Genomic DNA, 26,676 nt, shown 5'->3' with positions numbered 1-26,676 from the left:
ATGCTGTCCGCCGCGTTCTTGAACGCCATGGTCTGCTCGCCGATTTGCAGCGTGCCGCTGTTGGGGATGTAGGCGCCGCCGAGGATCTTCAGCAGCGTCGACTTGCCCGCGCCGTTCTCGCCCATCAGCGCGTGCACCTCGCGCGGCCGCGCTTCAAAGCTGATCTGCGCCAGGGCCTTGACCCCAGGAAACTCCTTGCCGATGCCGTTGAAGCGCAAGGCCGCGCCGGTCATTTCCACAGCCCGATTTTGGTCAGCTCTTCCTGGAAGTTGGCACGGGTGATCAAGGTGACTTCGTCCATGGCGGTGTATTTCGCCGGTTCCTTGCCGGTGGTGACCCACTCGTACATCGCCAGCGCAGTGTTGTAGCCCTCAATGTGCGGGCTGGGCAGCATCGAACCAAAGAAGCCACTGTCGGCTTTCTTCAATTCGCCGATGGCGTCAGTGCCATTGATGCCGATGCCGATCACGTTGGCCGCCTTGAAGCCAGCGCTTTCGGTGGCGCGCACGCCGCCCAGTACGGTGTTGTCGTTCATGCCGCCGATGATCAGGTTCTTCGCGCCGCTGGGCAGCTTGACCAAGGCTGAGTTGGTGGCGTCCATGCTGCCGGGAACATCAAGGGTCTTGAGAGCGGCGGTCAGGATGTGGTCTTTGGGAATGCCCGCCTCTTCAAGGGATTTGATCGAACCGTCGGTGCGTTTTTTGCCGGTGTCGAGTTCGTTGTAGGTGTTGATCACCGCATAGGTGTCCTTCCAGTCCCAGCCGCGTTTTTTCGCTTCGGCGGCCATGGCGGCGCCCTGTTTCTGGCCGACTTCAAAGGCGGCCATGCCCAGGTAAGGCACGTCCTCCATGAAGTTGCCCTTGGCATCGACAAAGCGATCGTCCACCGCCATCACCTTCAAGCCGTTGACCTTGGCCTTGGCGACAATGGCCGGGCCCAGGGACACGTCCGGCGGGCAGATCACAAAGCCCTTGGCGCCATTAGCGGCCAGACTGTCGATGGCCGAGAGGGTTTTCTCGCCATCCGGTACGGCGATCTTGATCACGGTAAAACCGTGTTCCTTACCGGCTTTTTCGGCGAAGGCCCATTCGGTCTGAAACCAGGGTTCTTCGGCTTGCTTGACCAGAAAGCCGATCTTCACTTCCTCGGCCAATGCCACGCCGCTGAACGCCATCGCAAGCGCTACTGCGCCTAGAGTTTTCTTGAACATGAGCTACCTCTTGTTGTTATTGAGCGCTGCAGGTTTTAGTCGTGGTACATCACAGACCGCCCGCCATCGATCATCAGGCAGGTGGCATTGATAAAGGGCGCCTCGTCGGTCGCCAGGAACAATGCAGTCATCGCCACCTCGATCGGCTGGCCGATGCGCTTGGGCGGGTGCAGGTCTAAGGCGCGCTGGCGCTCGGCGTGGGGGTCGGCGAAGCCGTTCCAGTAGTCGACGTTGAGCTGGGTTTCGATATAGCCCGGCGCGATGGCATTCACACGAATGCCCTTGGGCGCGTACTCGATGCCGAGGGCACGCGTAAGGCCGAGCAGGCCGTGTTTGGCCACGGGATAGGGGAAGCAGCCGGGAATGATGTGACTGGAATGGGTAGACGCGATGTTGATGATGCTGCCGATGCCCTGCTCGATCATGTGCGGCAACACCGAGCGGCAGCCGTACCAGGCGCCGTCGAGATCGATGGCGAAGCAGCGGCGCCAGTCTTCGTCGGTCATTTCCAGCGGGTCGCGGAACACATTGACCCCGGCGCAGTTGACCAGCACATCCACGCGGCCGAAGCGCTCGAGGGTCAGATTGACCAGCGCCTGCCATTGATCTTTAGACGTAATGTCGACGGCTTGCGCGTAGATGTCAGCACCGCGTTCACGCCAGTGGGCGGCGACTTGCTCGACCTTCTCACCCTGGATATCGGCGATGACCAGGCGCGCCTGCTGAGCCTGGAAACACGCGGCGATGGCCTCGCCAATGCCTTGGGCGGCGCCAGTGATGATCACCACCTTGCCTGTGAGCCGCTCGCCGTAGGTGGGCTCGGGCACGGCGGGGAGTGACAACGGTTGTGCCTGCATCGCTTCACCTGTTTTATTTTTGGTAGTGAGTGCTGATGCAGCCGACTATAAACCTATCATTTGAAACATCTCAATATATAAATTTGCATCCCATATAGTGAGAGACACACAAAAATAATGTGGGAGCGGGCTTGCTCGCGAATGCGGTGTTTCAGTCACCAAAAATGTCGACTGATCCACTCCATTCGCGAGCAAGCCCGCTCCCACATTTTGATCTTCAGTGGTTACAGAAGGTTGCTAGCCGAGGGCGAAGTCTCGTAGTGCGTCGCCTTCCATGCGATAGCGCACCCACTCTTCCTGCGGCTGCGCGCCGATGGATTTGTAGAAGGCAATCGCCGGCTCATTCCAGTCCAGCACGCTCCACTCAAAGCGCCCGCAACCGTTATCAAAAGCAATCTTCGCCAGGTGGCGCAGCAGCTTCTTGCCCGCCCCGCCGCCGCGTTGCTCCGGGTTGATGTAGAGGTCTTCCAGGTACAGGCAGTTGCTGCCCAACCACGTGGAATAGCTGAAGAAAAATACCGCGAACCCAATCGGCACGCCATCGCGTGAGCAGATCAGGCCGTGTGCGGTGGCGCCCTCGCTGAACAGGCTGCGCTCAATGTCTACCACGCTGGCGATCACCTCATGCCGGGCTTTTTCGTACTCAGCCAATTCAGTGATGAACGTCAGGATCTGCGCAGCATCGCTGGGCACGGCGGGGCGAATCTCGATGGTCATGGGCGAGCCTTGGCAATTTCAAAGCACACATACTAAGGCGCTTTCATGACTGATTGCAGTGCATTATCACCGGGGCCGGGGCGCTTTACTCCGCTGAGGAGCAATGCGAGCACCATCAACCACAGAACAATCCGCGCAGGCATGCATGGTAAACAGACGGCACACCTCCAACGATTCGAGACGTGCCCATGCCTGCGATGCCCTCGGTGAGCGCGAAAACCTTCGCGCTGTTCTGCCTTGCCAGTTTCCTGCTGTCGCTGTCCTACGGCTCGACCTTTTTGCTGTCGCTGCTGATTCATTCACGCGGCGGCAATGAGCACGATGCCGGTAGCGTGATCTCCACGGCGATGCTCAGTACCTTCGTGGCGGTGCTACTTTCCGGGCATTTGGCGGATGCGTTGGGTGCGGCGCGTGCGATTGCGGGAATGGGCGTATTGCTGGTGGTGGCCTGCCTGGGCTTTGCGCTGGTGCCAGGGTTTGGTCAAGGTTTGATGCTTTTCGGGCTGTCACTGGGGCTGGGCTGGGGCGTGTTCTACACGTTGGGACCGATCATCGTGACGTTGCTGGTGGAGCCTCACCATCGGGCCAAGTACTTTGCGCTGCTGTCGGGCAGCATGTTGAGCGGGATCGGCGCGGGCCCTCTGCTCGGGCGCGCCGCCAGCGCGCTGGAGCTGCCACTGACAACCGCATTCTATATCGCCGGGTTGGCCAGCCTCGCAGGTGCCGTGATGTTCTGGCGCATGGGCGCACAATTCAAGCATCACACCCACGTACCTACGGCAAAGATTTCCTGGGGTGCCAGCCGTCGAGTGCTGTCTTCCAAAGCGGTGTTCGCCATCCTGATGGTTGGCCTGGGGGGTTGCGTATTTGGCGGGCTTTCATCGTTCCAGACCAGCTACGCCGCCGCGCATGGGCTGGATTATTCGCTGTTCTTCGCAGGTTTCCTGAGTGCGGCAATCACCAGTCGCCTGTTGATTGCCGGCTTTGTGGTCAAGCGTGATGCCTACCGGGCGGCCTGCGTGTTATCCGGGATCATGCTCGGGTCGATCGCGCTGTTTGCCTTTGGCGTGAGCGGAAACCTCAGCTATTTGCTGGCAGCGGCGCTGCTGGGGGTCGGGTACGGCCTGACGTATTCCGTGATCAACGGGTTGGTAGCCCATGAGGCGCCATCCGGCATGACGTCCCAGGCGTTGCTGCTGTTCAGCCTGGCGTATTTTGTCGGGGTCTTCGGGTTTCCCTGGTTGGCGGGCAAGCTCATCGTCGACTACGGCTTGTCGGCACTGATGATGAGCGTGCTGGCGGTGGCCACCTGCAATTGGTTGATCAGCGTGGCGCGGTTGGCCTGGCGTCGGGTCTCATCACACAAAATCTTACAGGTCACTTGATACCGTTCGTCGCCATCAAGGCACGATCAGGAAACCTCAACTGACCAATAGAGGGTAAGGACATTAATCATATGGAGACACCCTCATGAAGAATTCCAAGTTTGCTGCCCTCGCGCTCACCGGCCTGCTGTCGGCGGTGTCCCTGAGCAGTTTCGCCGCCACATCGTCGACCGGCACCACCACGCCTGACGCGACCAGCGAGTCGCAGAAATCCATGGGCACTGGCCTGGATACCAATGGCGGCGCGGTCATCGACAACACTAATGGCGCTGACCCGCACACCAAAGGCCACGACACCGAACGCCAGGCGCCTGCCGCCGTCGGCAACGGCAAAATGGGCCCATCCGTGAATGAGCCGACGATCAATAAAGGCGATGATTCGAACCTGCCAGGCGCGCCGAAACAAACTGCGCCATAAACAGCGAATCGCTCTACAGACACCCGATCATTCCCCAGTGAAGAGGTATGCATGAACGTCGATAAAGACCTTGAAAAAGAAGTCCTCACCCGCCTGCTGCACGCGCACCCCCAAGGGTTGGGCAAGGAAGTGCTGGATAACTACCGCGGAGAAAAAGTGGTCGCCAGTGCCTTGGCATTTCTGCAGGATCGCGGGCTTATCAAGGATGGGCATGTGACCACCGATGAGACCGGGGAGTATTCGTTGAACTTGCCGATCAAGTTGACAGCGTCGGGGGTGGATGAGGCGCGCAAGCTGGAAAGTCAGACTGCCCAGTAATGTAGGAAACACCGCTAAACACTGTGGGAGCCGGGCTTGCCCGGTTCCCACAGTGTTGATTGGCTTTATTCAGTGAGTAGGGCATTGACTTCAGGGGTGCCGGGCGATGTAGCCGGCCCCCAACGTGTCACGGCCAACGCCGCTGCCGCATTTGCCCGCCGTGCCGCTTGAGCGGGTGCCAGTCCGTTCGCCAGCCCCGCAATAAACACCCCCGCATGCGCATCGCCCGCGCCGTTACTGTCCACCGCCTGTACCTTGAAGCCCGGCACATGCTCGACGGCACCCTCGGCGCTGACCCAGCAACCCTTCGGCCCATCGCGCACCACCAGCAAGGCAGTGTCAGGCAGGTGACGCTTCAGCTCGCTCAGTGCCTTCGTTAACGTACCTGCCCCCGTAAATGCCAGCGCCTCCGGGCCATTGCTGGTCCAGATATCGATACGCGGCAGCAGGGCCAGCATCGGTGCAGAATCCGGCGCCTTGACCAGCGGGCCGGGGTCGAACACGACGGTGATGTGACGGGGCAGCGTCAGCAGCCAGTCGAGCAGCGCCTGGGCCTTGCCTTCCAGCAACAAGCTGTAACCGCTGACATAAACGTAATCGTCCGATTGTGGCACCACACTCGCCAAATCCTCGGCGTTCAAATCACCTTCAGCGCCGATATGGGAAATGAACGTGCGCTCGGTGCTGGCCTCGGTCAGCGAAACGCATAGCCCCGTGTCTTTGTCCGTGCTGGGCGCCTGGGCGATTTCCACACCTTCGGCCAGCATCGCTGCGCGGGCCAGGTCGCCAAAGCGCCCGTTGCCGTGGCGCCCCAGATAGATCACCGCCAGCCCATTGCGCTTGGCCGCAGCCATCACATTGAACCCCCCACCGGCTTCGAAACTGGCCGAATGCGCCAGCACGTCGCCGCCGGATGCAGGCAAGGTATCGAGAGCCATGACCAGGTCGACGATGACTTGGCCGGTGTGCAGCAATCTAGACATTGGGGCTCTCTACCAGAGCCGGGCGACGGTCAGCCGCGCCACCCAGCGCCGCATAAACCCCGCCGGCCACCAGGAAGGTAACGATCCAGCCGAGGCCGTTATGGCCCAGCCACGAGTCGGACAACGGCCCGGCGAACCAGATGTTTTCGGCGGTGGTGCCAATGGTGGTGAAGCTGAAGCCCAACACGATCGCCATGGCCCAGGCGCCGAATGCGCGCCACTCCACACCACCGCGATACCAATAGGCGCTGCTTGGGCTCACGTCCAGCAAGTCCGTGGGGCTGTAGTAGTGACGGTGGATCAGGTCGACCACGAAAATGCCGACCCAGGCCGTAATCGGCACCGCCAGCAACGAGATGAACGTGATAAATGGGCCATAGAAACTGTCGGCGATTAGCATGAAGTAAATCGAACCGGCGAAGATTGCCACGATGTCGACGATCACCGCGTGCACACGCTTGACCTTCAAGCCAAGGGTCAAGGTGGTGAGACCCGCCGAGTACACCGACAGGTTGTTGGAGAGCAGCAGCCCGCCAAACGCCGTGATCAGGTACGGAACCGCCATCCAGGTCGGCAGCATGTCGCGGATCGCGATGATCGGGTCAGTGGCCGACGCCAAGTCGTTATTGCCCACCGACAGCAGGCCGCCAAGGGTGATCAGCAACACCAGCGGGATGCCCGCACCAAACGCGGCGGATGCCACCAGGCGCGCAGCCTTCACACTGCGGTGCTGGTAGCGCGACATGTCGGCGCCGGCATTGGCCCAGCCGATACCGGTGCCCGCGGCCATGGTGCCGACGCCAATGATCATCGCGCTGAGCGGTGCCGGCGTGGCATTGAACACTGCGCTCCAATCGATAGTGGCGCAAAGGAAGCCGCCGACCAGAATGTTCAAGGCGCCGAACACGTAGGTGGCCCACTTCTGGATCACCAGCAAGGTGGCGTGTCCGAGGCCGGATACGGCCAGGGTCAGCAGCACGAAGATCGCGATGAATATCAGGGTGAGTAACGGTGCGCTTTTCGCTTCCACCGCAGAACCGAACAGGATCGAACTCAACGACAGCAGCACAAAGGCGGCTGTGGTGGTGTTGACGGTTTCCCAGCCCAGGCGTGACATCAGCGACACCAGCGTTGGGCCGATATTGCCGCGCACGCCAAAGATGGCGCGGGACAGCGTCAGGCTGGGCGCGCGGCCACGCCGACCGGCGATGGAGATGATGCCTACCACGGCAAAGGAACCGGCAGCGCCGAGGATCGCCACGATGATTGCTTGCCAGATCGCCAGGCCGCGAAACGCCACCAGCGTCGCGCCAAGCGGTAAGCCAAGAATGCTGATGTTGGCCGCGAACCACACCCAGAACAGTTGCAGCGGGTGCCCGTTACACTCGCTTTCCGGGACAGGTTCGATACCACGTGTTTCCAATTGCCCAGCGCTCTGGCCGGAAGAGGTGCTGCTCATGAGGGGCGCTCCTGGTGCCTGTATTGTTGTAATTGTGGCAAAGAATCCAATCTTTAAGCCGGTCATCCTGACTCAACACGATTCAGTGTGGGAGCCGGCTTGCCTGCGAAGGCGGTTATCCAGTGAGCGCATCAATGGCTGGCACACCGTCATCACAGGCAAGCCACACACATTTTTGCTCTGTGGTGTTCAGCGTAATTTGAGCAGCGCTTGAACCAGAGGCTGAATATCCAGGCCGTTGACCTGCTTGACCTGATCGATCATCGCCACAGGCCAGCACTGCATGCCCAGGCATGCGCCCATCATGGCGCCTAGAATCGCGGCGATGGTGTCGGTGTCGCCGCCAAGGCTGGCGGCCAGGCACAGGGCCTCGAAGGCATTCATCTCGCCGACCGCCACTTGCTGGGCCAAGGCAAAGGACACCACCACTGACTCCTGTGAAGCCACGGAGGTGCCAATCAACTCATACAGCAGGTCGGCGAACAGGACCTTGTCCCCGCTGTCGACGCTCAACGTCCGCGCCCAACTGATGCGCGTGGAAATACGCCCGCCGGCGATCCAGTGTCCGTGGCGCTCTGCTTGTTGGGCGATTTGCATACCGATATTGAGTGCCTCACCCAAATCCACGCCATTAATGCCAGCCGACACCACCGCCGCCACCGCCGCCGCACTGGAAATACCCAGGGTGGTGTTATGGGTAACCTGGCAGGCCTGGATCACCGCCTGGATAAACGGTGCCGGGTCGCTGACATCGGCGGCGATCCCCACCGGCGTGATGCGCATCGCGGCGCCGTTGGTGGTGCCATAGCGCCCGGATTCTTCCGGCGTGTGGCCGGCGAGGATCATGTCGATCGCACGCTTGGTCGATGGGCCGAGTAAATCCTGCGAGCCCTTGGCACGCATGACTGCCTCCCAGTCGATCAGGCGCTGTGCGAGCACGGTAGGTTCAATCGTGCCCTGGCCTTCCACCAGCAATTCGCCCACCAGGATCGCCTGCTCGGTGTCATCGGTGATGGAGCCGGCGGGCATGTTTGGCGCGATGGGCTGGTCAGCACCGGAATCTTCCAGGCCGGTGATAGCACCGAAGCGCGCCCGGACCTGTTCACGGCTCAAGGATTGGGTCGGCATGCCCAGCGCATCGCCCAATGCCAGGCCGTAGAAGGCGCCGAGGGCGCGAGTGTGCGGGGTCATTTCGAATGTCCAAACTGCAGGTGCAGACGAAAGTGCAGAGGATCGAGCCAGCTTTCGACGTACTCCATGAAACGCTCGCGACGGTCGTAGGTCGTGCGCGACGCCTTGAGGAACACCGTGCCTGTAGGGCGGCCAAGCAACTCGGCGTCTTCATCGCTGAGGGGCTCGGCGCCGATCCACTGGTCACCGTCGGCCCCGACATACCCGTAGGCTGCCAGGGTGATGGTCAGGGAGTCATCGATCAGGCCCACGTCAGGCAGGCTCTCCAGGCCTCCGGAGGCGGGCATCAGCGAGCGCTCCAGGGACACGGCGGTGCCGGCGGTAGTGCGGCGGCGCCGGTCGAGGGCGATGAATTGGTCACTGCCGAAACGGTTGAACAGGTCTGGGCGAGTCACCGCTTCCAGGCGCAGTATATCGGTGCTCACCCGCGCCCCGGTGTCGGCCAGGGCCTGCGCCCAACCGCTATGTTGGTCGAGCACCATGCCGTCAAAGGTGACGATGGAGCCGACGCCGCTCTGGGTCGCTATGTAATTACGCCGTTTGAGTTCAGCCAGCGCTTCGCGCAGGGTGCCGCGACTGACCGCAAACTCCTCGGCCAATTGGTGCTCACCCGGCAACAGAAAACCGTCGACCATCACTCCGCCCTCGATACGGCGTATAAGCTCGTCGACGACGCGTTTTTTCTTATCAAATCGAACATGTCTAATCATGTAAAAATTGATAACCGAAAGCCGTTATTTACAGCAAGCGAATTATTTCAGGAACATGAAAAAACGGGCCCTAAGGCTCCAGCCCAATACGGAAAAATTCCCCAGCGCTCCAGACACCAAGCCAGTTCTGACCGTTGATCGGACGGCTCACCGCCAGTTCCACTAATTGGTAGAACGCGTTTCGATGCACCAAGGCTTCAAGGTTGGTGCGCACCCGGATGTAGGGCGCGGGCTCCTGGGTGACCGGATCGATCACCACGCGCAACGGATGTTCAAGACCGGCTTCGACTTGCTCATCCACGTTGGTGGTAAAGCGCAATACCTGGCTTTCGCCCTGCCCTTCGACTTCCAGGGTCACGGCGACAAACGGCGCATCGTCGACGGTGATGCCAACTTTTTCCACGGGAGTGATCAGGAAGTAATCATCGCCATCGCGGCGGATAATGTTGGAGAACAGCTTGACCATCGGCTTACGCCCGATCGGCGTGCCCTGATAGAACCAGGTGCCGTCGCGGGCGATGCGCATATCGATGTTGCCGCAGAAATCCGGGTTCCACAGATGCACCGGCGCCGGTCCCTTGCCTTTGGGCAGTTGGGCCAACAGATCGTTGGCTTTGGCGGAATCGGTCATGGGCTTCTCCTGGTGCTTATTGATCACTCATCCCAAGCAGGCCGCGGGCGTATTGCGCCAGGGGGCGGGCAATCAAGTCTTCTGGCTTATTGTCGTGGAACGTCAGTAAACCGCCACGACTGCGAATACGTGCAGTATCAATCAAATACTGGGTGCTGGTCTCGATCAACATGATCTGGATGACGCCGTTGTCCAGGCCAACACGGTCAAGGGCCTGCTGATCAGCCCACTCGTCGGCATTGCCGATACGGTCATCCGCTGCCGCAAATCGGCAGTACAACAGGTAGTGAGCGCCGGCTGCACGAGCTTCGGACATTGCCTGTTCCAGACCTTCCGGTTGGCGGGCGCGGCGTACCATGGGGAAGTATTCGACGAAGCCGTTGAACGCTTCCTCTGCCACCACGTTAGGACGCGGGTAGGCACTGCCCGGCGGTACGAAGGCACCCTGGGCGATAAAGATAAAGGAGTCCGGCTGCACGCGAATCGAGGCCGTGCGACGGGTGTCGCTGTGGTCGAGCAAGCCGGCATCACTCATCTGATAGCGAGTGCCTTCGGCCATATCGCTGACGGTCATGCAACCACTCAGCGTCAACGACGCCAGCAACAAAACCAGACTACGCATCCTAATCCTCCAGAAGCCGGTGACGGAAAACCGGCGAATGGGCATGAGATGCAGAATCCGCGCCACTCAGAGATGACGCATAACCAAATGTGGGAGTGAGTTGAGTTAGGAAATCGCGTTAGCCGCCAATGATTTTCATGATGGTGGCACCGCCGGAGAAGGCCACTTCCTGTTTATCCCCCAACGCCTTCATCAACAGGCCTTGCAGCGCAGGCAGTGCTTGATGCCGCGGCTTGTCCAGCAGGTCGCCGACATAGTGACGGTTGCTCGACGACAGGCAGCCATGCAACCAGCCCGTGGACGACAACCGCAGCCGTGAACAGGTACGGCAGAACGGCACACTCTCGTTGGCAATCACGCCAAAGAAACCCTTGCCCGGTACTTCGTAGCGTACGGCGGTGGCGTCGACGGGGGCATTGGCTTGCAGGTATTCATACTGTTCGCCGATCAGGCTCAGCAGTTGCTGCAAGCTGACAAATTGCTGCAGGAACGCGTTGGAGTCCTTGGCCAGGTGGCCCATGCGCATCAGCTCGATAAAGCGCAACTCGTAGCCGCGCTCCAGGCAGTAGTCGAGCAGCGGCATCACTTGGTCAAGATTCTGGCCGCGCAACGGCACCATGTTGACTTTGATCTTGATACCGGCAGCGCCGGCCTGGTCCATGCCATCGAGCACGGTGGCCAAGTCGCCGCCACGGGCGATGCTGCGGAAGGCGTCCGCATCCAGGGTGTCGAGGGAGACATTGATGCGCTTGATCCCGGCGTCCACCAGCAACGGCAGTTTGCGCGCCAGCAGTTGGCCGTTGGTCGTCAAACTGATGTCACTGAGGCCCATCTGCCCCACTGCGCCCATGAAGGCTTCCAGCTTGGGGCTGACCAGTGGCTCTCCGCCGGTAATGCGCAAGCGGTCGATGCCGGCCGCCTCAATGAGATAAGCCACGCCGCGCGCCATCGCCTCGGCCGAGAGTTCGTCCTGGGCAGCCACCAGCCGCTTGCCGTTAGGCACGCAGTAGGTACACGCGTAATTGCAGGCTGAGGTCAGGCTGATCCGCAAATTGCGAAAACGCCTGCCTTGACGATCAACGATCATGGATCACTCCGGCAGAGGATGATTCGGGCGCACTAAAAACTGACTGATAAATCAGCTTTTAGCAAGAGTCCATGCCTGAGTATATTCCTGGGGTACTGCGCGTGGCAGCAAATCATTACGTGGCGGGCGTTTCAGCCGGTGGCTGCTCGGCGCTGTGCTTGCGCTTGTTGCCCATGCGCACGCCGATATCCATCAGGAACTGGAAAAAGCCTTCCTGATCTTCCAGCACATTGCTCCAGAACGGCGAGTGGTACAGCGCGACGGCGCCGTGTACCAAGGCCCAGGCAGCGCAATAGTGGAAATACGGCGGCACGTCCTCCAGCTTGCCTTCGCTGATGCGGCCCTTGATCAGCAGAGTCAGGCGTTCGAAGTTCGAGGCACGGATCTTGTGCAACTCCTCGACCATTTCCGGCACTTGATGGCCCTTGACCACCTTCTCTTCCAAACGGTCGAACAGGCGATAGCGCTGCGGATCACGCATCCGGAACTCGAAGTAGGCGCGGGACAGGGCTTCCTTGTCCTTGTCCACATCGGCCGAATGCAGCAGCTCGTTCAAATCACGCTCGTAGTCGAGCATCAGGCGCAGGTAAATCTCGGCCTTGGACTTGAAGTGCTTGTAGATCGTGCCTTTGCCGATACCCACGGCATCCGCAATCATCTCGACGGTGACGCTGTCTTCACCTTGTTCGAGGAACAACTTCAGTGCGGTGTCGAGAATTTCCTGCTCACGGCGGCGAAACTCACGGACCTTACGGGGTTCTTTGTGCATGAGAAAGAGGTCTGCAGAGGTCGAAATAGGAAGGGTTGCGCAGGGCCACGGATACGTGGCGATACGATTTACCCAGTGCGAGGGATTATCCCGACTGAACGGTCGTTGGGCAATGTCTATGTGAACCCGTAACGCACTTTACTTTCAGCGCACCAACGTTTGCATTGATTTCAGTCAGAAATAATACGCAACAACTCCCTCCGTACACCTGCTTGATGAGAACCCAAGCGAAGCGCGTGTATTCCAAATCTGTTTAAAAAACGACCAGTCGCCACTGGACTGAATCGGATACTGATCAATACTTGAACTGTCGGCGTGACATCTCCCCCAAGTGACGCGCCGACCTGGGTACCAACGGACCGCGTGCCCTTGTTTTACTCCTAATGGTCTTAGCCCGGATTCACCCCCCAGAACCCGGGTTTTTTTTGCCTGCGATTTGGCCGCGTCAACAGCATCGGTATCTACACAAGCACGCTCACTACGGGGAAATTTTTCAGCTTTGAAAATTGTGCGTCAGTAGGCCACGTGAGCCAGCGGGAACAGGCGCTTGAAGTTCTTGGTGGTCTGTTCGGCAAAGCGCTCGTAGGATTCGCCACGCAGCATCGCCAGGTAATCCGCCACATCGCGCACATACTCCGGCAGGTTCGGCTTGCCGCGATGTGGGATGGGCGCCAGGTACGGCGAGTCGGTTTCCACCAGTAGGCGGTCGGCCGGTACTTGGCGCGCTACGTCGCGCAGGGCGTCAGCATTGCGGAAGGTGACGATGCCCGACAGGGAAATGTAGAACCCGAGGTCCAGGGCCGCCTTGGCCATGTCCCAGTCCTCGGTGAAGCAGTGCAACACGCCAGCCTGAGGCAGCGCGGCTTCGCGCAGCAGGGTCAGGGTGTCGGCACGGGCGCCACGGGTGTGGACGATCACCGGTTTACTGGTCTGCTGGGCAGCCTGCAGGTGCAAACGAAAGGAGGCTTGCTGCAACTCGGCGGCTTCGGGCTCGTAGTGGTAATCCAGGCCGGTTTCACCGATGGCCACCACGCGCGGGTGATTGAGTTCGCCGAGCAGCCAGTCGAGGGCTGGGGCTTCACCGGGCTTGAGGTCCAGCGGATGGATACCCACCGAACAATCCACATCGGCATAGCGATCAGCCAGGGCTTTGACGTCGCCAGCATTTTCAGCGCTGACGCCGATGCACAGGAAGTGCCCTACTCCGCGCTGGCGTGCCGCTTCGAGCGCGGCGTCAAGGGAGCCGCCGTGCTGGGCAAGGTCGAGGCGATCAAGGTGGCAATGGGAATCTACGAGCATAAGAATTAAGTCACTGAAAGTGTTTGACCAACGATACCCGTCAGCCAGGGAAATTAACGCCGGCCGAGCAAACCGACCCACTGCACCAGCAGCGCTTCAAGCAAGAGCACACGGTTGAGGTTGGCTTTGCCGAGCACCTTCTGGCGCTGGGCGAGGATCCAGTCCTGGATCGTCAGCACTTTGTCCTGGGCACTTTTTTGCGCCAGGTACTGCACCACTTTGCGCATATCTGGCAGGCCCAGACCGCTTTCGTCCTGGGTCAGTTGGTAGCGCAGGATCAGGCTCGACCAATCGCAGAACCAGTCGAACAGCAATAGCAGAGGAATGTCCTTCCAGGCAGTTTCAGCCAACTGGGTCGCGGACACTTCCTGCTTGATCAGCTTCTTTACGCCCTCCACCACCAGTGCGCGTTGCTCACGCACCCCCTGGGCTTGCAGCTTCACCGCGGCCAATGGCGAGCCCGCTGCCAGTGTCAGCAACTCGACCCGTTCTTCCTGACTGCACTGCGGCAACGCCTGCGCCAGCCACTCAAGACTCAGCGCCTCGCTTGGCAGCGGGCACGCCTGCTGAACGCAGCGGCTGCGAATGGTCGGCAGCAAACGGCTCGATTGGTGGCTGACCAGCAACAACACGGTATCGCCAGACGGCTCTTCCAGGCTCTTGAGCAAGGCGTTGGCGGCGTTGATGTTCATCGCCTCCACGGGCTCGATCAACACCACCTTGCGCCCGCCCATCTGCGCGGTTTGCACCACGAAGCTGACGAGGTCACGGACCTGGTCGACCTTGATCGCCTTGTCGGCTTCCTCGGGCTCCAACACGTAGTTGTCCGGATGGCTGCCGGCCTTGAGCAACAGGCAGGATTTGCATTCGCCACAGGCTTCCAGGTCGACCGGGCGCTGGCACAGCAGGCTGGCCATGAGTCGCTCAGCCAAGTCCCGCTTACCGATACCCACCGGTCCATGCAACAGGTAGGCATGGGCGTGGTGAGCACGGCCGGCCAATTGTTGCCACAGGCTGGCCTGCCACGGATAGACTTCAGGCACGGGCGCGCTCCAGCAGCGTCGGCAATAGCGTGTCGATGGCTTGCTGCACCTGGGCCAGCGGTTGGGCCGCGTCCAGCAGGTAATAACGCGCAGGCTCGGCCGCAGCACGTTTGAGGAACGCAGTACGGACCGCGTCGAAGAAGGCCTGGCCTTCGAGCTCAAAACGGTCCAGGCGACCACGGGCACTGGCGCGGGCCAGGCCCACTTCCACCGGCAGGTCGAACACCAGGGTCAGGTCAGGGCGCAGGTCGCCTTGGACGAACGTTTCCAATGTAGCAATGCGCTCCAGGCACAAACCTCGACCGCCGCCCTGGTAGGCATAGGTGGAATCGGTAAACCGGTCGCAGATCACTACGGCACCGCGCGCCAGGGCCGGGCGAATCACCTCGGCCAAGTGCTGGGCGCGCGCGGCGAACACCAGCAGCAGCTCGGTGTCAGGGTTCATCTGCTCTTCACCCGGAGCGAGCAGCACCTCACGAATGCGCTCGGCCAGCGGCGTACCGCCAGGCTCGCGGGTCAACACCACCTCGATGCCTTGGGCGCGCAAGCACTCGGCCAGGTAATCGCGGTTAGTGCTTTTGCCGGCGCCCTCGGGGCCTTCCAGGGTAATAAACAAGCCAGTCACAGGCAGTCCTTAGTCAGAATTATTGCGGGCTTGGCGGCGCAGTGGTGTCCGGCGCAGGCTCGGCCGGTTTATCAGCTGGCTCATCCGCCGGTGGCGTTGCGTCTTGCGCAGGCTTCACCACCGGGGCCGGACTGGAGCGGTAATCGGCGCGGCGTTTGAGTTGAAACTCGCGCACGGCGGCATTATGCGCATCCAGGTTATCCGAGAAAATATGGCTGCCATCGCCCCGTGCGACGAAATACAGGCTGCTGCCCGGCACCGGGTTCAGCGCGGCATGGATCGCCTCGCGGCCGACCATCGCGATAGGCGTCGGCGGCAGGCCGGCAATCATGTAGGTGTTGTAAGGGTTGGCTTCCTTGAGATGAGCGCGGGTCAACTTGCCGTTGTAGCGCTCGCCCAGCCCGTAGATCACCGTTGGGTCGGTCTGCAACAGCATGCCGATCTTCAAGCGACGCACAAATACCCCGGCGATCTGCCCACGCTCCTCAGGTACGCCGGTCTCTTTCTCCACCAGGGAGGCCATGATCAGCGCTTGATAAGGGTCGGTGTACGGCGCATCGGCGGCGCGCTTGCTCCACTCCTGGGCGAGTACATCGTCCAGGCGGTTATAGGCTTTTTTCAGGAATTCGACGTCGGTCATGCCACGCACGAAGCGGTAGGTATCGGGGAAGAACCGCCCCTCGGGGAACACGCCAGGGTGGCCGAGTTTATCCATGACTTCACTGTCAGTGAGGCCCGAAAGTCTCTGCACGATCTTTTCATTGTTGGCTAAGGCCGAGCGCACCTGGCGGAAGTTCCAGCCTTCGACCAGGGTCAGGCTGTATTGCACCACTTCGCCACGCTGCCAGAGGCCGATCAAGCCCTGCGCCGTCATGCCAGGCGTCATGCGGTATTCGCCGCTCTGCAGTGGCTGGCCGTCGAGGTTTAAGCGCCAGTACAGGCGCAACCAGAACGCGCCGTCGAGCACGCCATCGGCTTCCAGGCGATTGAAGGTACCGGTCGGGGTCGCCCCTGCCGGCACATCGAGCAATTGCTCCTGGGCCAGGTTCAAAGGCTGCTTCAAGGCAGAATCGAACTTCCAGGCCGAATAACCCAACAACAAAGCCGCCGAGAACAGACCGATCAGCAGCAGTACAACCAGTTTTCGTATCAACTCAAATTTCCAATAGCGCGCGAATAATGCCCTGCAGTTTACGGGTGAGCGGGCCAACCGACCAGCTCATCGCAGCGTACCCGCGCACAGGCCAAATGCCATAAACGCTGTTGCATACAAAGACTTCGTCAGCCTGCTGCAACTGCGTAAGGCTGATGTCGGCCACGGCCACCGGGGTGCCCAGCGTTTGAGCCTGGGCCAGAATCTCGGCGCGCATCACGCCGGCAACGCCGCAACGCGTCAGATCAGCGGTTAGTAACAAGCCGTTGCGCACAAGAAACAGGTTGCTGAATACGCCTTCGATGACACGCCCAGACATGTCCAGCATCAAACCTTCAGCGTGTTCGGCATCCTGCCATTCGGCGCGGGCGATCACCTGCTCGAGGCGATTGAGGTGTTTGAGGCCGGCCAGCAGTGGCTGCTCGGCCAAGCGGGTGGCACACGGAAACAGGCGGATGCCGTCGGTTCCATGGGCGAGGGGATAAGTAGCGGGCGGGTTGCCCTGCAAGATACGGCGCACTGGCGCGCCAGGGTTGATGCCATAGCCACGCAGGCTGTCGCCACGGGTAAGGATCACCTTGAGGACACCGTCGCCAAGGGCGGCGGCATAGGCCAGCACTTCGTTGCGGATCAAAGGCTGATCTGCAACCAAAGCGAGGCGCCTGCAACCCTGATCGAGGCGTTGCAGGTGACGGTCGAGCAGCACCGGTTGCCCGGCCCTGACGGCAATGGTCTCGAACAACCCGTCGCCATACGCCAGGCCGCGATCTTTCAGGGGCACGTTATCCGCTGGCTGACCGTCGACCCAGCTGTGCATCACTCGGCGAACCGGCGGAACACCAGGGACCCGTTAGTGCCACCAAAACCGAACGAGTTGGAGATCACCACGTCGATCGGCATCGGCTGCGCTTCGTGAGGCACGAAGTTCAAGTCGCAGCCTTCGTCCGGCTCATCGAGGTTGATGGTCGGGGGAGCGACCTGATCCTTGATGGCCATCACGCTGAAGATCGCTTCGACCGCACCCGCCGCGCCCAACAAGTGGCCGGTCATGGACTTGGTGGAGCTGACCGCCAGCTTGTAGGCATGCTCGCCGAACACCGACTTGATGGCTTCAGCTTCCGCCAAATCGCCAGTCGGCGTCGACGTGCCATGCGCGTTGATGTGCTGCACCTGGTTCGGGTTGACCTTCGCATCGCGCAGCGCGTTGGTGATGCAACGCGCAGCGCCGGCACCGTCGGAGGGTGGCGAGGTCATGTGGTAGGCGTCGCCGCTCATGCCAAAGCCGATCAGCTCGGCATAGATGGTCGCGCCACGCGCCTTAGCGTGTTCCAACTCTTCCAGCACCAGTGCACCGGCGCCGTCGGACAGAACGAAACCATCACGGCCTTTGTCCCAAGGGCGACTGGCGCGGGTGGGCTCGTCGTTGCGGGTCGACAGTGCACGGGACGCGCCGAAGCCGCCCATGCCAAGGCCACAGGCCGCCATCTCGGCGCCGCCAGCGATCATCACGTCAGCTTCGTCATAGGCGATGTTGCGCGCCGCCATGCCGATGCAGTGCGTGCCCGTGGTGCACGCGGTGGCAATGGCGTAATTAGGCCCCTGTGCGCCCAAGTGGATGGACAGGAAACCGGAAATCATGTTGATGATCGAGCCCGGCACGAAGAACGGTGAAATTCGACGGGGGCCGGAATCGTGCAACGTGCGGCTGGTTTCTTCGATATTGGTCAAACCACCAATACCCGATCCCATGGCCACGCCGATGCGGTCACGGTTGGCGTCGGTGACTTCCAGGCCGGCGTTACGCACTGCCTGAAAACCGGCTGCCAGGCCGTATTGAATGAACAGGTCGAGTTTGCGGGATTCTTTGACCGAGAGATATTCCTCGACATTGAAGCCCTTTACCGAGCCGCCAAAACGGGTGGAATAGGCAGAAAGGTCCGTGTGTTCGATCAGACCAATACCACTGTGGCCAGCCAGAATGCCCTGCCAACTGCTCGGCACATCCGTGCCCAGTGGCGACAACATACCCATACCGGTGACTACGACGCGTCTACGCGACACAGCACTCTCCTTTTTCTAATGACGACACTTTTGCTTCAGCGCTCACATTTCGTCAGGGCTAAAGAAAAAACCGCACGCCGTTACAGCAGTGCGGTTTTTCCCTGAAAGCAAGCGACGACTACAAACTATTACGCCTGGTGGCTAGTAACGTAGTCGATAGCAGCTTGAACAGTAGTGATTTTTTCAGCTTCTTCGTCCGGGATTTCGGTCTCGAATTCCTCTTCCAAAGCCATCACCAGCTCAACGGTGTCAAGGGAATCGGCACCCAGGTCTTCTACGAAGGAAGCAGTGTTGACCACTTCTTCTTCCTTAACGCCCAGTTGCTCGGCGACGATTTTCTTGACGCGCTCTTCGATGGTGCTCATACCTTGTTTAACTCCTAATGGACAAATTCAGGCAGCTGGCCAGTGGGTAAGTGTATAGAAAGCCATTTCAGCTTTTCAACTGAAAGCTTCACCCAGTACCCGGTCGGCCACCCGCCTATAAATTAAGTTGCAGCTTTATAACGGATTTTAGACAGCTCGTATGACATTTTTTTGAAGCGATCCGTCACAATTTAACTCATGTACATCCCGCCGTTCACCGGGATTGTAGCCCCAGTCACGTATGCCGCACCGTCGGATGCCAGGAAAGTGACCACATTCGCGATCTCTTGAGCCTGGCCCAGACGGCCCAGCGGAATCTGCGTCAGCAAGGCTTCACGCTGTGCTTCCGGCAGCTCACGGGTCATATCGGTGTCGATGAACCCTGGGGCCACCGAGTTGACCGTAATCGACCGCGAGCCGACTTCACGTGCCAATGCACGGCTGAAACCTTCCAGACCGGCCTTGGCGGACGCGTAGTTTACTTGGCCTGCGTTGCCCATGGCACCCACTACGGAGCCAATATTGATAATTCGCCCCCAACGCGCCTTGGTCATACCACGCAAAACGCCCTTGGACAGGCGAAACAGACTGTTCAAGTTGGTATCGACCACGTCGTACCACTCGTCGTCTTTCATGCGCATCATTAGGTTGTCGCGGGTGATGCCGGCGTTGTTTACCAGAATCGCCGGCGCGCCAAATTGTGCGGTGATCTCAGCCAGTACGGCGGCCACTGACTCATCGCTGGTCACGTTCAGCTCAAGGCCGGTGCCTTGCACGCCGTTTTCCTTCAGGGTCGCGGCGATACGCTCGGCGCCCGAGGCGGACGTGGCAGTACCGATCACAACGGCGCCCTGACGGCCCAGCTCCAGGGCGATGGCCTGGCCAATGCCACGGCTTGCGCCGGTAACCAGTGCAACTTTACCTTGCAGACTCATGCAGGCTTCTCCTAAGTTCGGAAATAGAGGGTCAGGCCAGGGCTGCGCGAGCGGCAGCAAAGGCGTCAGGTGTATTGAGGTTGGCCGTCGAGACGCCGTCGGCGCAGCGCTTGTTCAGGCCGGCGAGGACTTTGCCCGGGCCACACTCGACCAGCTCGGTGGCGCCCTTGGCCGCCAGGGTCTGGACCGACTCAACCCAGCGCACGGGCTTGTAGAGCTGCTCAAGCAGGTCGCGCTTGAGGGTGTCGAGGTCGGCCGCCACGGCGGCGCTGACGTTCTGTACCAGTGGGATCTGCGGTGCCTGCCAGTTGACGGCAGCGATGGACTCGGCAAAACGCTCGGCAGCCGGGCGCATCAATTCGCAGTGGGACGGTACGCTTACCGGCAACGGCAAGGCACGCTTGGCACCACGGGCTTTGCAGATTTCGATTGCGCGCTCAACGGCAGCCTTGGCACCCGCGATGACCACTTGGCCAGGGGAGTTGAAGTTAACGGCGCTGACCACTTCGCCCTGGGCCGCTTCGGCGCAGGCTTCGATCACCACGGCGTCGTCCAGGCCCAGGATGGCAGCCATGCCGCCCTGCCCTGCCGGAACGGCTTCTTGCATCAGCTGCCCACGACGCTCGACCAGCTTGACCGCTTCAGCCAGGGTCAAGCTGCCCGCCGCCACCAAGGCGCTGTATTCGCCCAGGCTGTGACCGGCGACGAATGCTGGACGCGCGCCGCCTTCCGCAAGCCACAAGCGCCACAGGGCGACCGAAGCGGCCAGGATGGCCGGCTGGGTTTTATCGGTTTGATTGAGTTGTTCTTCCGGCCCCTGCTGGGTCAGTGCCCACAGGTCGTAACCCAGGGCGTCGGAAGCTTCCTTGAAGGTGTCCAGGATCAACGGGTATTGCGCGCCCAGTTCGGCCAACATGCCGAGGGACTGCGAACCCTGCCCTGGAAAGACGAATGCGAGGGATGTAGACATGTAACAAGCCCCTAATGATCTGGTCGTCAAAAATGCGCACGCCTACGGTGGGAGCGCACGAAACTGACAGATTGGATGGTCAATTGAACTGGCCGGTCACATTTAAGCATTCCCGGGCCGATTCGCCTAAGGCAACAGATCCTCAAGACGGCCGTGCAAGCGTTGCGGCAGGTTCTCCTGGATCTCGATCACGGCCCGTGCAATAGCACTTTGAAAGCCCTCGACGCCAGCCGAGCCATGGCTTTTTACCACAATGCCCTGCAGCCCCAGGAAACTTGCGCCGTTATGCCGCGCCGGGGCCAGGTCAGCCTGCAAGCGGCGCATCAACGGCAGCGCCAGGGCGCCGACCAGGCGCGACGCCAAGCTCTGTTTGAACAACACCTCGATACGCGTGGCGATCATGGTCGCCAAGCCTTCGCTGGACTTGAGCAGGATATTGCCGACAAACCCGTCGCACACCACCACGTCCGCCTCGCCACGGTACAAACCATCACCCTCGACGAATCCGATGTAGTTCAAGCCACGCGCGCTTTGCAGCAAGGTGGCGGCGAGCTTGACCTGCTGGTTGCCCTTGATGTCTTCGGTGCCGATATTCAGCAACGCCACCCGTGGCCGGGCCACGCCCAGCGCTTCGGCGGCCACCGAGCCCATCACAGCAAACTGCAACAGGTGCTCGGCACTGCAATCGACATTCGCACCCAGGTCCAGCAACTGGCAGTAACCTTTCTGCGTCGGAATCGCCGCCACCATCGCCGGGCGATCAATGCCCGGCAATGTCTTGAGCACATGCCGCGACAACGCCATCAAGGCCCCGGTGTTGCCGGCACTGACACAGGCTTGCACCTTGCCATCACGCAGCAGCTCCAGGGCCACCCGCATCGAAGAATCGGGCTTGCCACGCAGGGCTGCCGCCGGCTTTTCATCCATACCAATGGTTTCGCTGGCCGGCGTAATCGTCAGGCGCGCGCGATCCACTGCCGGATGGCTGGCAATCAGTTCTTCAAGAGGGGAAGGTTGACCGACGAGGGTCAGGTGCAGCGAGGGTGTGGCAGACAGGCTGGCAATGCAGGCCTGAACAATGCTGCGGGGACCGAAGTCCCCGCCCATTGCGTCTATCGCGATGACTAGAGCAGACAAGTGATTACTCGTCAGCGCCCTTGTCGATCACTTTACGACCACGGTATACGCCTTCTGGCGATACGTGGTGACGCAGGTGAATTTCACCGGTGGTTTTTTCTACAGACAGAGTGCTCGCCGTCAGGGCATCGTGCGAACGACGCATGTCACGGGCAGAGCGGGATTTTTTGTTCTGCTGAACAGCCATAATTGATTAACTCCTAAACGTTTGGGTCACGCTTTAACTGCGCCAATACACTGAACGGGTTGGACCGCGTTACCTCGTCCTCGCTCGGTTCGGACTCGTCGCCGAGGTCCGCCGGCTGCTGGCATTCTTCCGGATGATGAGCAGGCACAATGGGCAAGGCGAGCAGAAGCTCCTCCTCGATCAGTGCATGCAGATCCAATGGATCTTCGCCCAGTTCCAGCACGTCATAACCTTTCGGCAACGACTGGGTATTCGCACCCTCTTTCACCACAGCGTAACTGCATTCGCTGTGGATCGGCAGGGTGACCAGCTCAAGACAACGCTGGCAAACCATTTTGACTTCGGTGTCGATAACGCTGTGAATTACCACAGATTTACGTTCATCTCTTTCAAAAACGAATTTAGCCTGCACCGTACCGACAGTGTCGGAAAGCGGGTCGCAGAGTCTCTCCAAATTGGCCAACAGCAACTCACCTTGAAGGGAAGTGCCACGATCAGCCAGTTTGCGCGGGTCAACGTGAGGTGGAATCGGGTCATTCAACATAGGCGCAGCATTATAGGGATGCACCGGGCCATGTCAAAGGAAATTCAGCCCTGTGCGTCAGCCGGTCACGCGCTAGAATCTGCCACTGCCTTTTAGGAGTCGCCCATGCTGCCTTTATTACTCGCATCCAGCTCGATTTATCGCAGGGAATTGCTGAGCCGCCTGCACCTGCCATTCATCTGCAGCTCGCCGGATATCGATGAAAGCCATCGCACAAATGAGTCCGCCATTGAGCTGGTCAAGCGCCTGGCCGAAGAGAAGGCCCGCACGTTAGCGGCCAGGCATCCAGGGCATTTGATTATCGGCTCTGATCAGGTTGCCACGCTGGAAGGCCGGGTCATCGGCAAGCCTCACACCTTTGAAAACGCCCGCGAGCAATTATTAGCCGCCAGCGGCAAGCGCGTCAGCTTTCTCACCGGCCTGGCGCTGCTGAACAGCGAGACAGGACACTGCCAAGTCGACTGCGTACCTTTTACCGTGCACATGCGTGAACTGGACGTTGAGCGTGTTGAACGCTATCTGCGGATTGAGCAGCCGTATGACTGCGCAGGCAGCTTCAAGGCTGAGGGGCTGGGCGTGAGCCTTTTCCAGAGCACTGAAGGGCCGGACGCAACCAGTCTGGTTGGGCTTCCGCTAATCCGCCTGGTGGATATGCTGCTGGCTGAAGGCGTGCAGATCCCTTAAGCCCACCACCAAACAGAATGTGGGAACGGGCTTGCTTGCGATACGGAGTGTCAGCCACCGATAGATTGACTGAACCACCGCATTCGCGAGCAAGCCCGCACACACTTGAATCGATGCGCCTGCTGGATCAGCGCAAGCTTGGACCCTGGAAGCCCATATACAACGCCAGCTTCTCGGCTACGCTGGCACCCAGCTTCTTGGAGAACCGATCAAACGGCGATTCCTCAACCGTAAAATCCACCAACTCCTTCTCGCCAATCACATCCCGCGCAACGAAACTTGCACTCCCCAGGCCGTCAATCAAGCCCAACGGCAACGCCTGCTCGCCTGACCACACCAACCCGGAGAACAACTCGGGATGTTCCTTATCCTTTAGGCGGTCGCCACGCCCCTGCTTCACGCTGGCGATAAACTGGCGATGGGTGGTGTCGAGCACGCCCTGCCAGAATGCGGTTTCATCAGCCTTCTGTGGCTGGAACGGGTCGAGGAACGACTTGTGCTCGCCCGAGGTGTAGGTGCGGCGCTCCACACCCAGCTTCTCCATGGCGCCGACAAAGCCATAACCGGCCGCCGTCACACCGATGGACCCCACCAGGCTGGCCTTGTCGGCGTAGATCTGGTCTGCCGCACTGGCAATGTAATAGGCGCCGGAAGCGCCCAGGTCGGAAATCACCGCATACAGCTTGATATCCGGGTGCAGGCCACGCAGACGGCGAATCTCGTCATACACATAACCCGACTGCACCGGACTGCCGCCCGGGCTGTTGATGCGCAGGATCACGCCCTTGACCTTGGGGTCTTCAAACGCAGCACGCAGGCTGCTGACGATATTGTCGGCGCTGGCGGGTTCCTTATCGGCGATCACCCCGCGCACTTCGATCAGGGCGGTGTAGTTGGCGCCACGGGTCGCATTTTTTTCCACGTCCATCAGCGGGCTGAACAATGCCAGCATGGCAATAAGCCAGACAAAGGTCAGCAGCTTGAAGAAAATCCCCCAGCGCCGCGCACGACGCTGCTCCTGAACGCTGGCCAGGAGGGTTTTCTCCAGCAGTTTCCAGCTCTTGTCATCACCACTTTCAGCCTTTTCGGGCGCTTTCCATTCGTCACTCATGCCATTAACCCCAGCAAAGACTCATCGGGCCCGGTTTAGCCAGGCCTGCAATTCGGAAAAATGATCAATCGTCAGTCGCGGTTCATAATGCTGCAAGGCCTCGGCAGCCTGGGCGCCGTAGCTGACCGCCACACTGTCCATGCCTGCATTGCGCGCCATCATCAGATCGAAAGAGGCATCCCCCACCATCAAGGCCTGGCGTGGCGACACGCCACAATGCGCGAGGATCTGCTCCAGCATCAGAGGATGAGGTTTGCTGGCGGTTTCATCGGCAGCACGGGTGATATCGAAATAATCATCCCAACCGTGGGCCTTGAGCACTCGATCCAACCCGCGACGAGACTTGCCGGTCGCGACCGCCAAGTGGTAACCCTCGGCGCGAAAGGCCTGCAGGGACTGCACCACACCCTCAAACAGCGGCGAAGGCTCCGCCTCCAGCGCCGTGTAGTGATCGGCGTAGTGCTCGCGAAATGCGACCAATTCGGCTTCGCTAATGTCGGGGTACAAGGTGCGGATCGCCTCTGGCAAGCCCAGACCGATAATGCCCTTGACCGCGAAGTCGCTGCACAGCTCGAAACCCGAACGCGTTGACGCCATGTGCATCGATTCGACGATCCGGCCAATGGAATTGGCCAGGGTGCCGTCCCAATCAAATATCAGCAGCTTGTAATCACGGTGCGACACTCAAGCGCTCCACGGTCTTGGCCCACATCTCGTCGACCGGCGCTTGCAGCTTCAACTCACCACCATCCGGCAGCGGCACGGTGAGCATGTAGGCGTGCAGGAACAGCCGTTTGCCGCCCAGGTCGCGGATCTCCTTGGAGAAGTCCTCGTCGCCGTATTTGGTATCGCCAGCGATGCAGTGGCCCGCATGCAGCGTGTGCACACGAATCTGGTGGGTACGACCGGTCACCGGCTTGGCCTCGACCAGGGTGGCAAAGTCGCCGAAACGGCGCAGCACCTTGAACAAAGTCAGGGCTTCTTTGCCCTCCTCGTCCACTTCCACCATGCGCTCGCCGGAACGCAGGTTGCTCTTCTGCAACGGCGCGCGAACGCTCTTGATGGAGCTGGCCCAATTGCCGCGCACCAGCGCCATGTAGCGCTTGTCCACACCATCGCCACGCAGGGCGGTGTGCAGGTGGCGCAACATACTGCGTTTCTTGGCGATCATCAGCAGGCCGGAGGTGTCTCGGTCCAGGCGATGGACCAACTCAAGCTCCTTGGCGTCCGGACGCAACTGACGAAAGGCTTCGATCACGCCAAACGTCAGGCCGCTGCCGCCGTGAACCGCAATGCCGCAGGGCTTGTTGATCACGATCAGCTTGTTGTCTTCAAAGACAATCGACGCCTCAAGGCGCTGCAACAGACCCTGCGCCAATGGCACGGGCTCATCACGCTCGGGCACGCGAACCGGCGGCACACGGACGATGTCGCCCGCCTGCAACTTGTACTCGGGCTTGATACGCCCCTTGTTCACCCGCACTTCACCTTTACGCAAGATGCGGTAAATCAAGGTCTTGGGCACGCCTTTGAGCCTGGCCAGGAGAAAATTGTCGATGCGTTGGCCGGCATATTCCGGCGAGACCTCAAGCAGCTGGACGCTGGGGGTCTGGGGGGCGGTATTCGTCATGGCGGCGATGATAACAATTTTTATGGAATTGAAGCACTTAATCATTGCTGCTATAGTCGCGAACGCCGCCAAAAGCGGCCTGGACAGAGGACTAGCGGCAAACTGCCGGCCCTGACCATCGCAATTCATCAGGACGCGAGGCCGTCCTACGGGGTGTTCGCCACCTTGGAAGGCTCAGGATTGTAACGAGCGCAGGTGACATGAGGCCTGAAGCGAGTGCAGAACGCAGAGTGAATACTCGCGTTTTGCGCCGATATTTACGGCCAGTTCACAAAGTGCAGTCAGTTTTGAGCCAGACCATGGCGAATGCTTCGGAAACAACGCCTGTTAAGAGCTGAGTGAGAGCGCAGTCGCCCACATTCAGTCTTGTTTAGCCATGAGCGTGGACTCCCCATTGGAGAACACGGTAAATGCCAACCCGCTGCGGATTCTGCGCGCGGCAGCACCCGAATTATCAGGGATACGTGTAGGGTGGAGATGCACAACCGTCGGACCGTGTAGCACTAGGCTTATATTTAGACGCTTCATCTCGTCCACAGTCGTCGGTTGATTCCTCCTCCTGACCTTAGCTTTTG

The 26,676-nt window shown here is 60.1% G+C and carries 31 protein-coding genes; 4 read left to right on the top strand and 27 right to left on the bottom strand.

The features are described 5' to 3' along the window. The 4 genes from AACY52_RS19785 to AACY52_RS19770 form a co-directional block, all read right to left on the bottom strand. The coding region (locus tag AACY52_RS19785; RefSeq protein WP_339420945.1) for an ATP-binding cassette domain-containing protein at positions 1–233 on the bottom strand (233 nt) is incomplete at its 3' end. Further along, positions 230–1,210, bottom strand: coding sequence for a substrate-binding domain-containing protein (locus AACY52_RS19780; RefSeq protein ID WP_122485033.1), 981 nt, complete (start codon positions 1,208–1,210; stop codon positions 230–232). The genes AACY52_RS19785 and AACY52_RS19780, both read right to left, overlap by 4 nt. A gap of 35 nt (positions 1,211–1,245) precedes the next feature. Then, the gene (locus tag AACY52_RS19775) at positions 1,246–2,067 is read right to left on the bottom strand and encodes an SDR family oxidoreductase (protein WP_339494499.1); all 822 of its coding nucleotides are present in this window, start codon (positions 2,065–2,067) and stop codon (positions 1,246–1,248) included. Between the two features lie 237 nt (positions 2,068–2,304). Further along, complete coding sequence (locus AACY52_RS19770) at positions 2,305–2,784, bottom strand: GNAT family N-acetyltransferase (RefSeq protein WP_034099874.1); 480 nt, start codon at positions 2,782–2,784, stop codon at positions 2,305–2,307. A gap of 188 nt (positions 2,785–2,972) precedes the next feature. Between AACY52_RS19770 and AACY52_RS19765 the strand changes: the two genes are divergently transcribed. The 3 genes from AACY52_RS19765 to AACY52_RS19755 all read left to right on the top strand — a co-directional run bounded on the left by AACY52_RS19765 (position 2,973) and on the right by AACY52_RS19755 (position 4,905). Continuing rightward, positions 2,973–4,169 (top strand): MFS transporter, encoded by a 1,197-nt coding sequence (locus tag AACY52_RS19765; RefSeq protein WP_339420938.1) that lies wholly within the window; start codon positions 2,973–2,975, stop codon positions 4,167–4,169. 85 nt (positions 4,170–4,254) lie between these two features. Further along, positions 4,255–4,587 carry a hypothetical protein gene (locus AACY52_RS19760; protein ID WP_339420936.1) on the top strand — a complete coding sequence of 111 codons (333 nt, stop codon included), beginning with the start codon at positions 4,255–4,257 and terminating at the stop codon, positions 4,585–4,587. A gap of 51 nt (positions 4,588–4,638) precedes the next feature. Next, positions 4,639–4,905, top strand: a complete 267-nt coding sequence (locus AACY52_RS19755; protein WP_339420935.1) for a hypothetical protein — start codon at positions 4,639–4,641, stop codon at positions 4,903–4,905. A gap of 65 nt (positions 4,906–4,970) precedes the next feature. On the opposite strand, the gene AACY52_RS19750 is transcribed toward AACY52_RS19755, so the two are convergent. The 20 genes from AACY52_RS19750 to AACY52_RS19655 all read right to left on the bottom strand — a co-directional run bounded on the left by AACY52_RS19750 (position 4,971) and on the right by AACY52_RS19655 (position 22,676). Then, positions 4,971–5,888, bottom strand: a complete 918-nt coding sequence (locus tag AACY52_RS19750) for a PfkB family carbohydrate kinase (RefSeq protein WP_339420933.1) — start codon at positions 5,886–5,888, stop codon at positions 4,971–4,973. Beyond that, positions 5,881–7,347, bottom strand: a complete 1,467-nt coding sequence (locus AACY52_RS19745) for a cytosine permease (protein ID WP_339420931.1) — start codon at positions 7,345–7,347, stop codon at positions 5,881–5,883. Before AACY52_RS19745 ends, AACY52_RS19750 begins: the two co-directional genes overlap by 8 nt. A 189-nt stretch (positions 7,348–7,536) precedes the next feature. Then, complete coding sequence (locus tag AACY52_RS19740) at positions 7,537–8,538, bottom strand: ADP-ribosylglycohydrolase family protein (RefSeq protein ID WP_339428334.1); 1,002 nt, start codon at positions 8,536–8,538, stop codon at positions 7,537–7,539. After that, a complete protein-coding gene (locus AACY52_RS19735; RefSeq protein ID WP_339428333.1) occupies positions 8,535–9,248 on the bottom strand; it encodes a GntR family transcriptional regulator in 714 nt (237 codons plus the stop codon). The genes AACY52_RS19740 and AACY52_RS19735 overlap by 4 nt, the downstream gene beginning before the upstream one ends. Before the next feature lie 70 nt (positions 9,249–9,318). Beyond that, complete coding sequence (locus AACY52_RS19730; RefSeq protein WP_339420926.1) at positions 9,319–9,879, bottom strand: DUF1285 domain-containing protein; 561 nt, start codon at positions 9,877–9,879, stop codon at positions 9,319–9,321. Between the two features lie 16 nt (positions 9,880–9,895). Continuing rightward, positions 9,896–10,501, bottom strand: coding sequence for a DUF4823 domain-containing protein (locus tag AACY52_RS19725; protein WP_065873961.1), 606 nt, complete (start codon positions 10,499–10,501; stop codon positions 9,896–9,898). Between the two features lie 118 nt (positions 10,502–10,619). Continuing rightward, positions 10,620–11,588 (bottom strand): radical SAM protein, encoded by a 969-nt coding sequence (locus AACY52_RS19720; RefSeq protein WP_339420924.1) that lies wholly within the window; start codon positions 11,586–11,588, stop codon positions 10,620–10,622. Positions 11,589–11,703: 115 nt separating this feature from the next. Beyond that, entirely contained in the window at positions 11,704–12,357 is a 654-nt protein-coding gene (locus AACY52_RS19715) for a TetR/AcrR family transcriptional regulator (protein WP_010208394.1), read from the bottom strand. Between the two features lie 513 nt (positions 12,358–12,870). Next, entirely contained in the window at positions 12,871–13,656 is a 786-nt protein-coding gene (locus AACY52_RS19710; protein ID WP_339420923.1) for a TatD family hydrolase, read from the bottom strand. A gap of 53 nt (positions 13,657–13,709) precedes the next feature. Further along, on the bottom strand, positions 13,710–14,699 hold the full coding sequence (locus AACY52_RS19705; protein ID WP_339560717.1) for a DNA polymerase III subunit delta': 990 nt from the start codon (positions 14,697–14,699) through the stop codon (positions 13,710–13,712). Next, positions 14,692–15,324: a dTMP kinase gene (gene tmk, locus AACY52_RS19700; RefSeq protein ID WP_339420919.1), complete on the bottom strand. Its 633-nt coding sequence runs from the start codon at positions 15,322–15,324 to the stop codon at positions 14,692–14,694. The genes AACY52_RS19705 and tmk overlap by 8 nt, the downstream gene beginning before the upstream one ends. A 19-nt stretch (positions 15,325–15,343) precedes the next feature. Beyond that, positions 15,344–16,477 (bottom strand): endolytic transglycosylase MltG, encoded by a 1,134-nt coding sequence (mltG, locus tag AACY52_RS19695; RefSeq protein WP_339420918.1) that lies wholly within the window; start codon positions 16,475–16,477, stop codon positions 15,344–15,346. A 1-nt stretch (position 16,478) separates the two neighbouring features. Next, positions 16,479–17,294 (bottom strand): aminodeoxychorismate lyase, encoded by an 816-nt coding sequence (pabC, locus tag AACY52_RS19690; protein WP_339560716.1) that lies wholly within the window; start codon positions 17,292–17,294, stop codon positions 16,479–16,481. Beyond that, on the bottom strand, positions 17,294–18,538 hold the full coding sequence (gene fabF, locus AACY52_RS19685; protein WP_339420916.1) for a beta-ketoacyl-ACP synthase II: 1,245 nt from the start codon (positions 18,536–18,538) through the stop codon (positions 17,294–17,296). Before fabF ends, pabC begins: the two co-directional genes overlap by 1 nt. Positions 18,539–18,666: 128 nt before the next feature. Next, entirely contained in the window at positions 18,667–18,903 is a 237-nt protein-coding gene (gene acpP, locus AACY52_RS19680) for an acyl carrier protein (RefSeq protein WP_003175607.1), read from the bottom strand. Between the two features lie 191 nt (positions 18,904–19,094). Then, a complete protein-coding gene (fabG, locus tag AACY52_RS19675) occupies positions 19,095–19,838 on the bottom strand; it encodes a 3-oxoacyl-ACP reductase FabG (protein ID WP_005790544.1) in 744 nt (247 codons plus the stop codon). Positions 19,839–19,869: 31 nt separating this feature from the next. Then, the gene (gene fabD / locus AACY52_RS19670) at positions 19,870–20,808 is read right to left on the bottom strand and encodes an ACP S-malonyltransferase (protein ID WP_339420913.1); all 939 of its coding nucleotides are present in this window, start codon (positions 20,806–20,808) and stop codon (positions 19,870–19,872) included. Between the two features lie 126 nt (positions 20,809–20,934). After that, entirely contained in the window at positions 20,935–21,945 is a 1,011-nt protein-coding gene (plsX, locus tag AACY52_RS19665; RefSeq protein WP_339437453.1) for a phosphate acyltransferase PlsX, read from the bottom strand. Positions 21,946–21,949: 4 nt separating this feature from the next. Continuing rightward, positions 21,950–22,132, bottom strand: coding sequence for a 50S ribosomal protein L32 (rpmF, locus tag AACY52_RS19660; protein ID WP_008152339.1), 183 nt, complete (start codon positions 22,130–22,132; stop codon positions 21,950–21,952). A 13-nt stretch (positions 22,133–22,145) separates the two neighbouring features. Beyond that, on the bottom strand, positions 22,146–22,676 hold the full coding sequence (locus tag AACY52_RS19655; RefSeq protein WP_049711923.1) for a YceD family protein: 531 nt from the start codon (positions 22,674–22,676) through the stop codon (positions 22,146–22,148). Between the two features lie 105 nt (positions 22,677–22,781). On the opposite strand from AACY52_RS19655, the gene AACY52_RS19650 reads away from it, so the two are divergent. Next, on the top strand, positions 22,782–23,360 hold the full coding sequence (locus tag AACY52_RS19650; protein WP_339494485.1) for a nucleoside triphosphate pyrophosphatase: 579 nt from the start codon (positions 22,782–22,784) through the stop codon (positions 23,358–23,360). A gap of 127 nt (positions 23,361–23,487) precedes the next feature. Here AACY52_RS19650 and AACY52_RS19645 read toward each other — a convergent pair whose 3' ends face one another. Genes AACY52_RS19645 through rluC form a run of 3 tightly spaced genes read right to left on the bottom strand, consistent with a single transcriptional unit; the run spans position 23,488 to position 26,101 of the window. Beyond that, on the bottom strand, positions 23,488–24,471 hold the full coding sequence (locus tag AACY52_RS19645) for a S49 family peptidase (RefSeq protein ID WP_339420909.1): 984 nt from the start codon (positions 24,469–24,471) through the stop codon (positions 23,488–23,490). Between the two features lie 21 nt (positions 24,472–24,492). Next, complete coding sequence (locus AACY52_RS19640) at positions 24,493–25,155, bottom strand: HAD-IA family hydrolase (protein WP_339420907.1); 663 nt, start codon at positions 25,153–25,155, stop codon at positions 24,493–24,495. Further along, positions 25,142–26,101 (bottom strand): 23S rRNA pseudouridine(955/2504/2580) synthase RluC, encoded by a 960-nt coding sequence (gene rluC, locus AACY52_RS19635; protein ID WP_065874021.1) that lies wholly within the window; start codon positions 26,099–26,101, stop codon positions 25,142–25,144. The genes AACY52_RS19640 and rluC overlap by 14 nt, the downstream gene beginning before the upstream one ends. Positions 26,102–26,676: the final 575 nt, after the last annotated feature.

This window comes from Pseudomonas sp. EA_65y_Pfl1_P113, from assembly GCF_963970525.1.
In the GTDB taxonomy this organism is placed as follows: Bacteria; Pseudomonadota; Gammaproteobacteria; order Pseudomonadales; family Pseudomonadaceae; genus Aquipseudomonas; species Aquipseudomonas tritici.
The sequence above is the reverse complement of the archived record's forward strand: the minus strand, read 5'-3'. Positions and strand labels throughout refer to the sequence as shown.

Coding starts and splice junctions, on each gene's coding strand:
- rluC (WP_065874021.1), bottom strand. CDS start 26,101: ATGACGAATACCGCCCCCCAGACCCCCAGCGTCCAGCTGCTTGAGGTC.
- AACY52_RS19730 (WP_339420926.1), bottom strand. CDS start 9,879: ATGACCGATTCCGCCAAAGCCAACGATCTGTTGGCCCAACTGCCCAAA.
- AACY52_RS19715 (WP_010208394.1), bottom strand. CDS start 12,357: ATGCACAAAGAACCCCGTAAGGTCCGTGAGTTTCGCCGCCGTGAGCAG.
- acpP (WP_003175607.1), bottom strand. CDS start 18,903: ATGAGCACCATCGAAGAGCGCGTCAAGAAAATCGTCGCCGAGCAACTG.
- AACY52_RS19770 (WP_034099874.1), bottom strand. CDS start 2,784: ATGACCATCGAGATTCGCCCCGCCGTGCCCAGCGATGCTGCGCAGATC.
- AACY52_RS19710 (WP_339420923.1), bottom strand. CDS start 13,656: ATGCTCGTAGATTCCCATTGCCACCTTGATCGCCTCGACCTTGCCCAG.
- AACY52_RS19765 (WP_339420938.1), top strand. CDS start 2,973: ATGCCTGCGATGCCCTCGGTGAGCGCGAAAACCTTCGCGCTGTTCTGC.
- AACY52_RS19725 (WP_065873961.1), bottom strand. CDS start 10,501: ATGCGTAGTCTGGTTTTGTTGCTGGCGTCGTTGACGCTGAGTGGTTGC.
- AACY52_RS19735 (WP_339428333.1), bottom strand. CDS start 9,248: ATGATTAGACATGTTCGATTTGATAAGAAAAAACGCGTCGTCGACGAG.
- AACY52_RS19745 (WP_339420931.1), bottom strand. CDS start 7,347: ATGAGCAGCACCTCTTCCGGCCAGAGCGCTGGGCAATTGGAAACACGT.
- AACY52_RS19750 (WP_339420933.1), bottom strand. CDS start 5,888: ATGTCTAGATTGCTGCACACCGGCCAAGTCATCGTCGACCTGGTCATG.
- AACY52_RS19645 (WP_339420909.1), bottom strand. CDS start 24,471: ATGAGTGACGAATGGAAAGCGCCCGAAAAGGCTGAAAGTGGTGATGAC.
- AACY52_RS19755 (WP_339420935.1), top strand. CDS start 4,639: ATGAACGTCGATAAAGACCTTGAAAAAGAAGTCCTCACCCGCCTGCTG.
- fabG (WP_005790544.1), bottom strand. CDS start 19,838: ATGAGTCTGCAAGGTAAAGTTGCACTGGTTACCGGCGCAAGCCGTGGC.
- AACY52_RS19650 (WP_339494485.1), top strand. CDS start 22,782: ATGCTGCCTTTATTACTCGCATCCAGCTCGATTTATCGCAGGGAATTG.
- AACY52_RS19760 (WP_339420936.1), top strand. CDS start 4,255: ATGAAGAATTCCAAGTTTGCTGCCCTCGCGCTCACCGGCCTGCTGTCG.
- pabC (WP_339560716.1), bottom strand. CDS start 17,294: ATGCACAGCTGGGTCGACGGTCAGCCAGCGGATAACGTGCCCCTGAAA.
- AACY52_RS19775 (WP_339494499.1), bottom strand. CDS start 2,067: ATGCAGGCACAACCGTTGTCACTCCCCGCCGTGCCCGAGCCCACCTAC.
- AACY52_RS19740 (WP_339428334.1), bottom strand. CDS start 8,538: ATGACCCCGCACACTCGCGCCCTCGGCGCCTTCTACGGCCTGGCATTG.
- AACY52_RS19780 (WP_122485033.1), bottom strand. CDS start 1,210: ATGTTCAAGAAAACTCTAGGCGCAGTAGCGCTTGCGATGGCGTTCAGC.
- fabD (WP_339420913.1), bottom strand. CDS start 20,808: ATGTCTACATCCCTCGCATTCGTCTTTCCAGGGCAGGGTTCGCAGTCC.
- AACY52_RS19655 (WP_049711923.1), bottom strand. CDS start 22,676: ATGTTGAATGACCCGATTCCACCTCACGTTGACCCGCGCAAACTGGCT.
- rpmF (WP_008152339.1), bottom strand. CDS start 22,132: ATGGCTGTTCAGCAGAACAAAAAATCCCGCTCTGCCCGTGACATGCGT.
- AACY52_RS19720 (WP_339420924.1), bottom strand. CDS start 11,588: ATGATCGTTGATCGTCAAGGCAGGCGTTTTCGCAATTTGCGGATCAGC.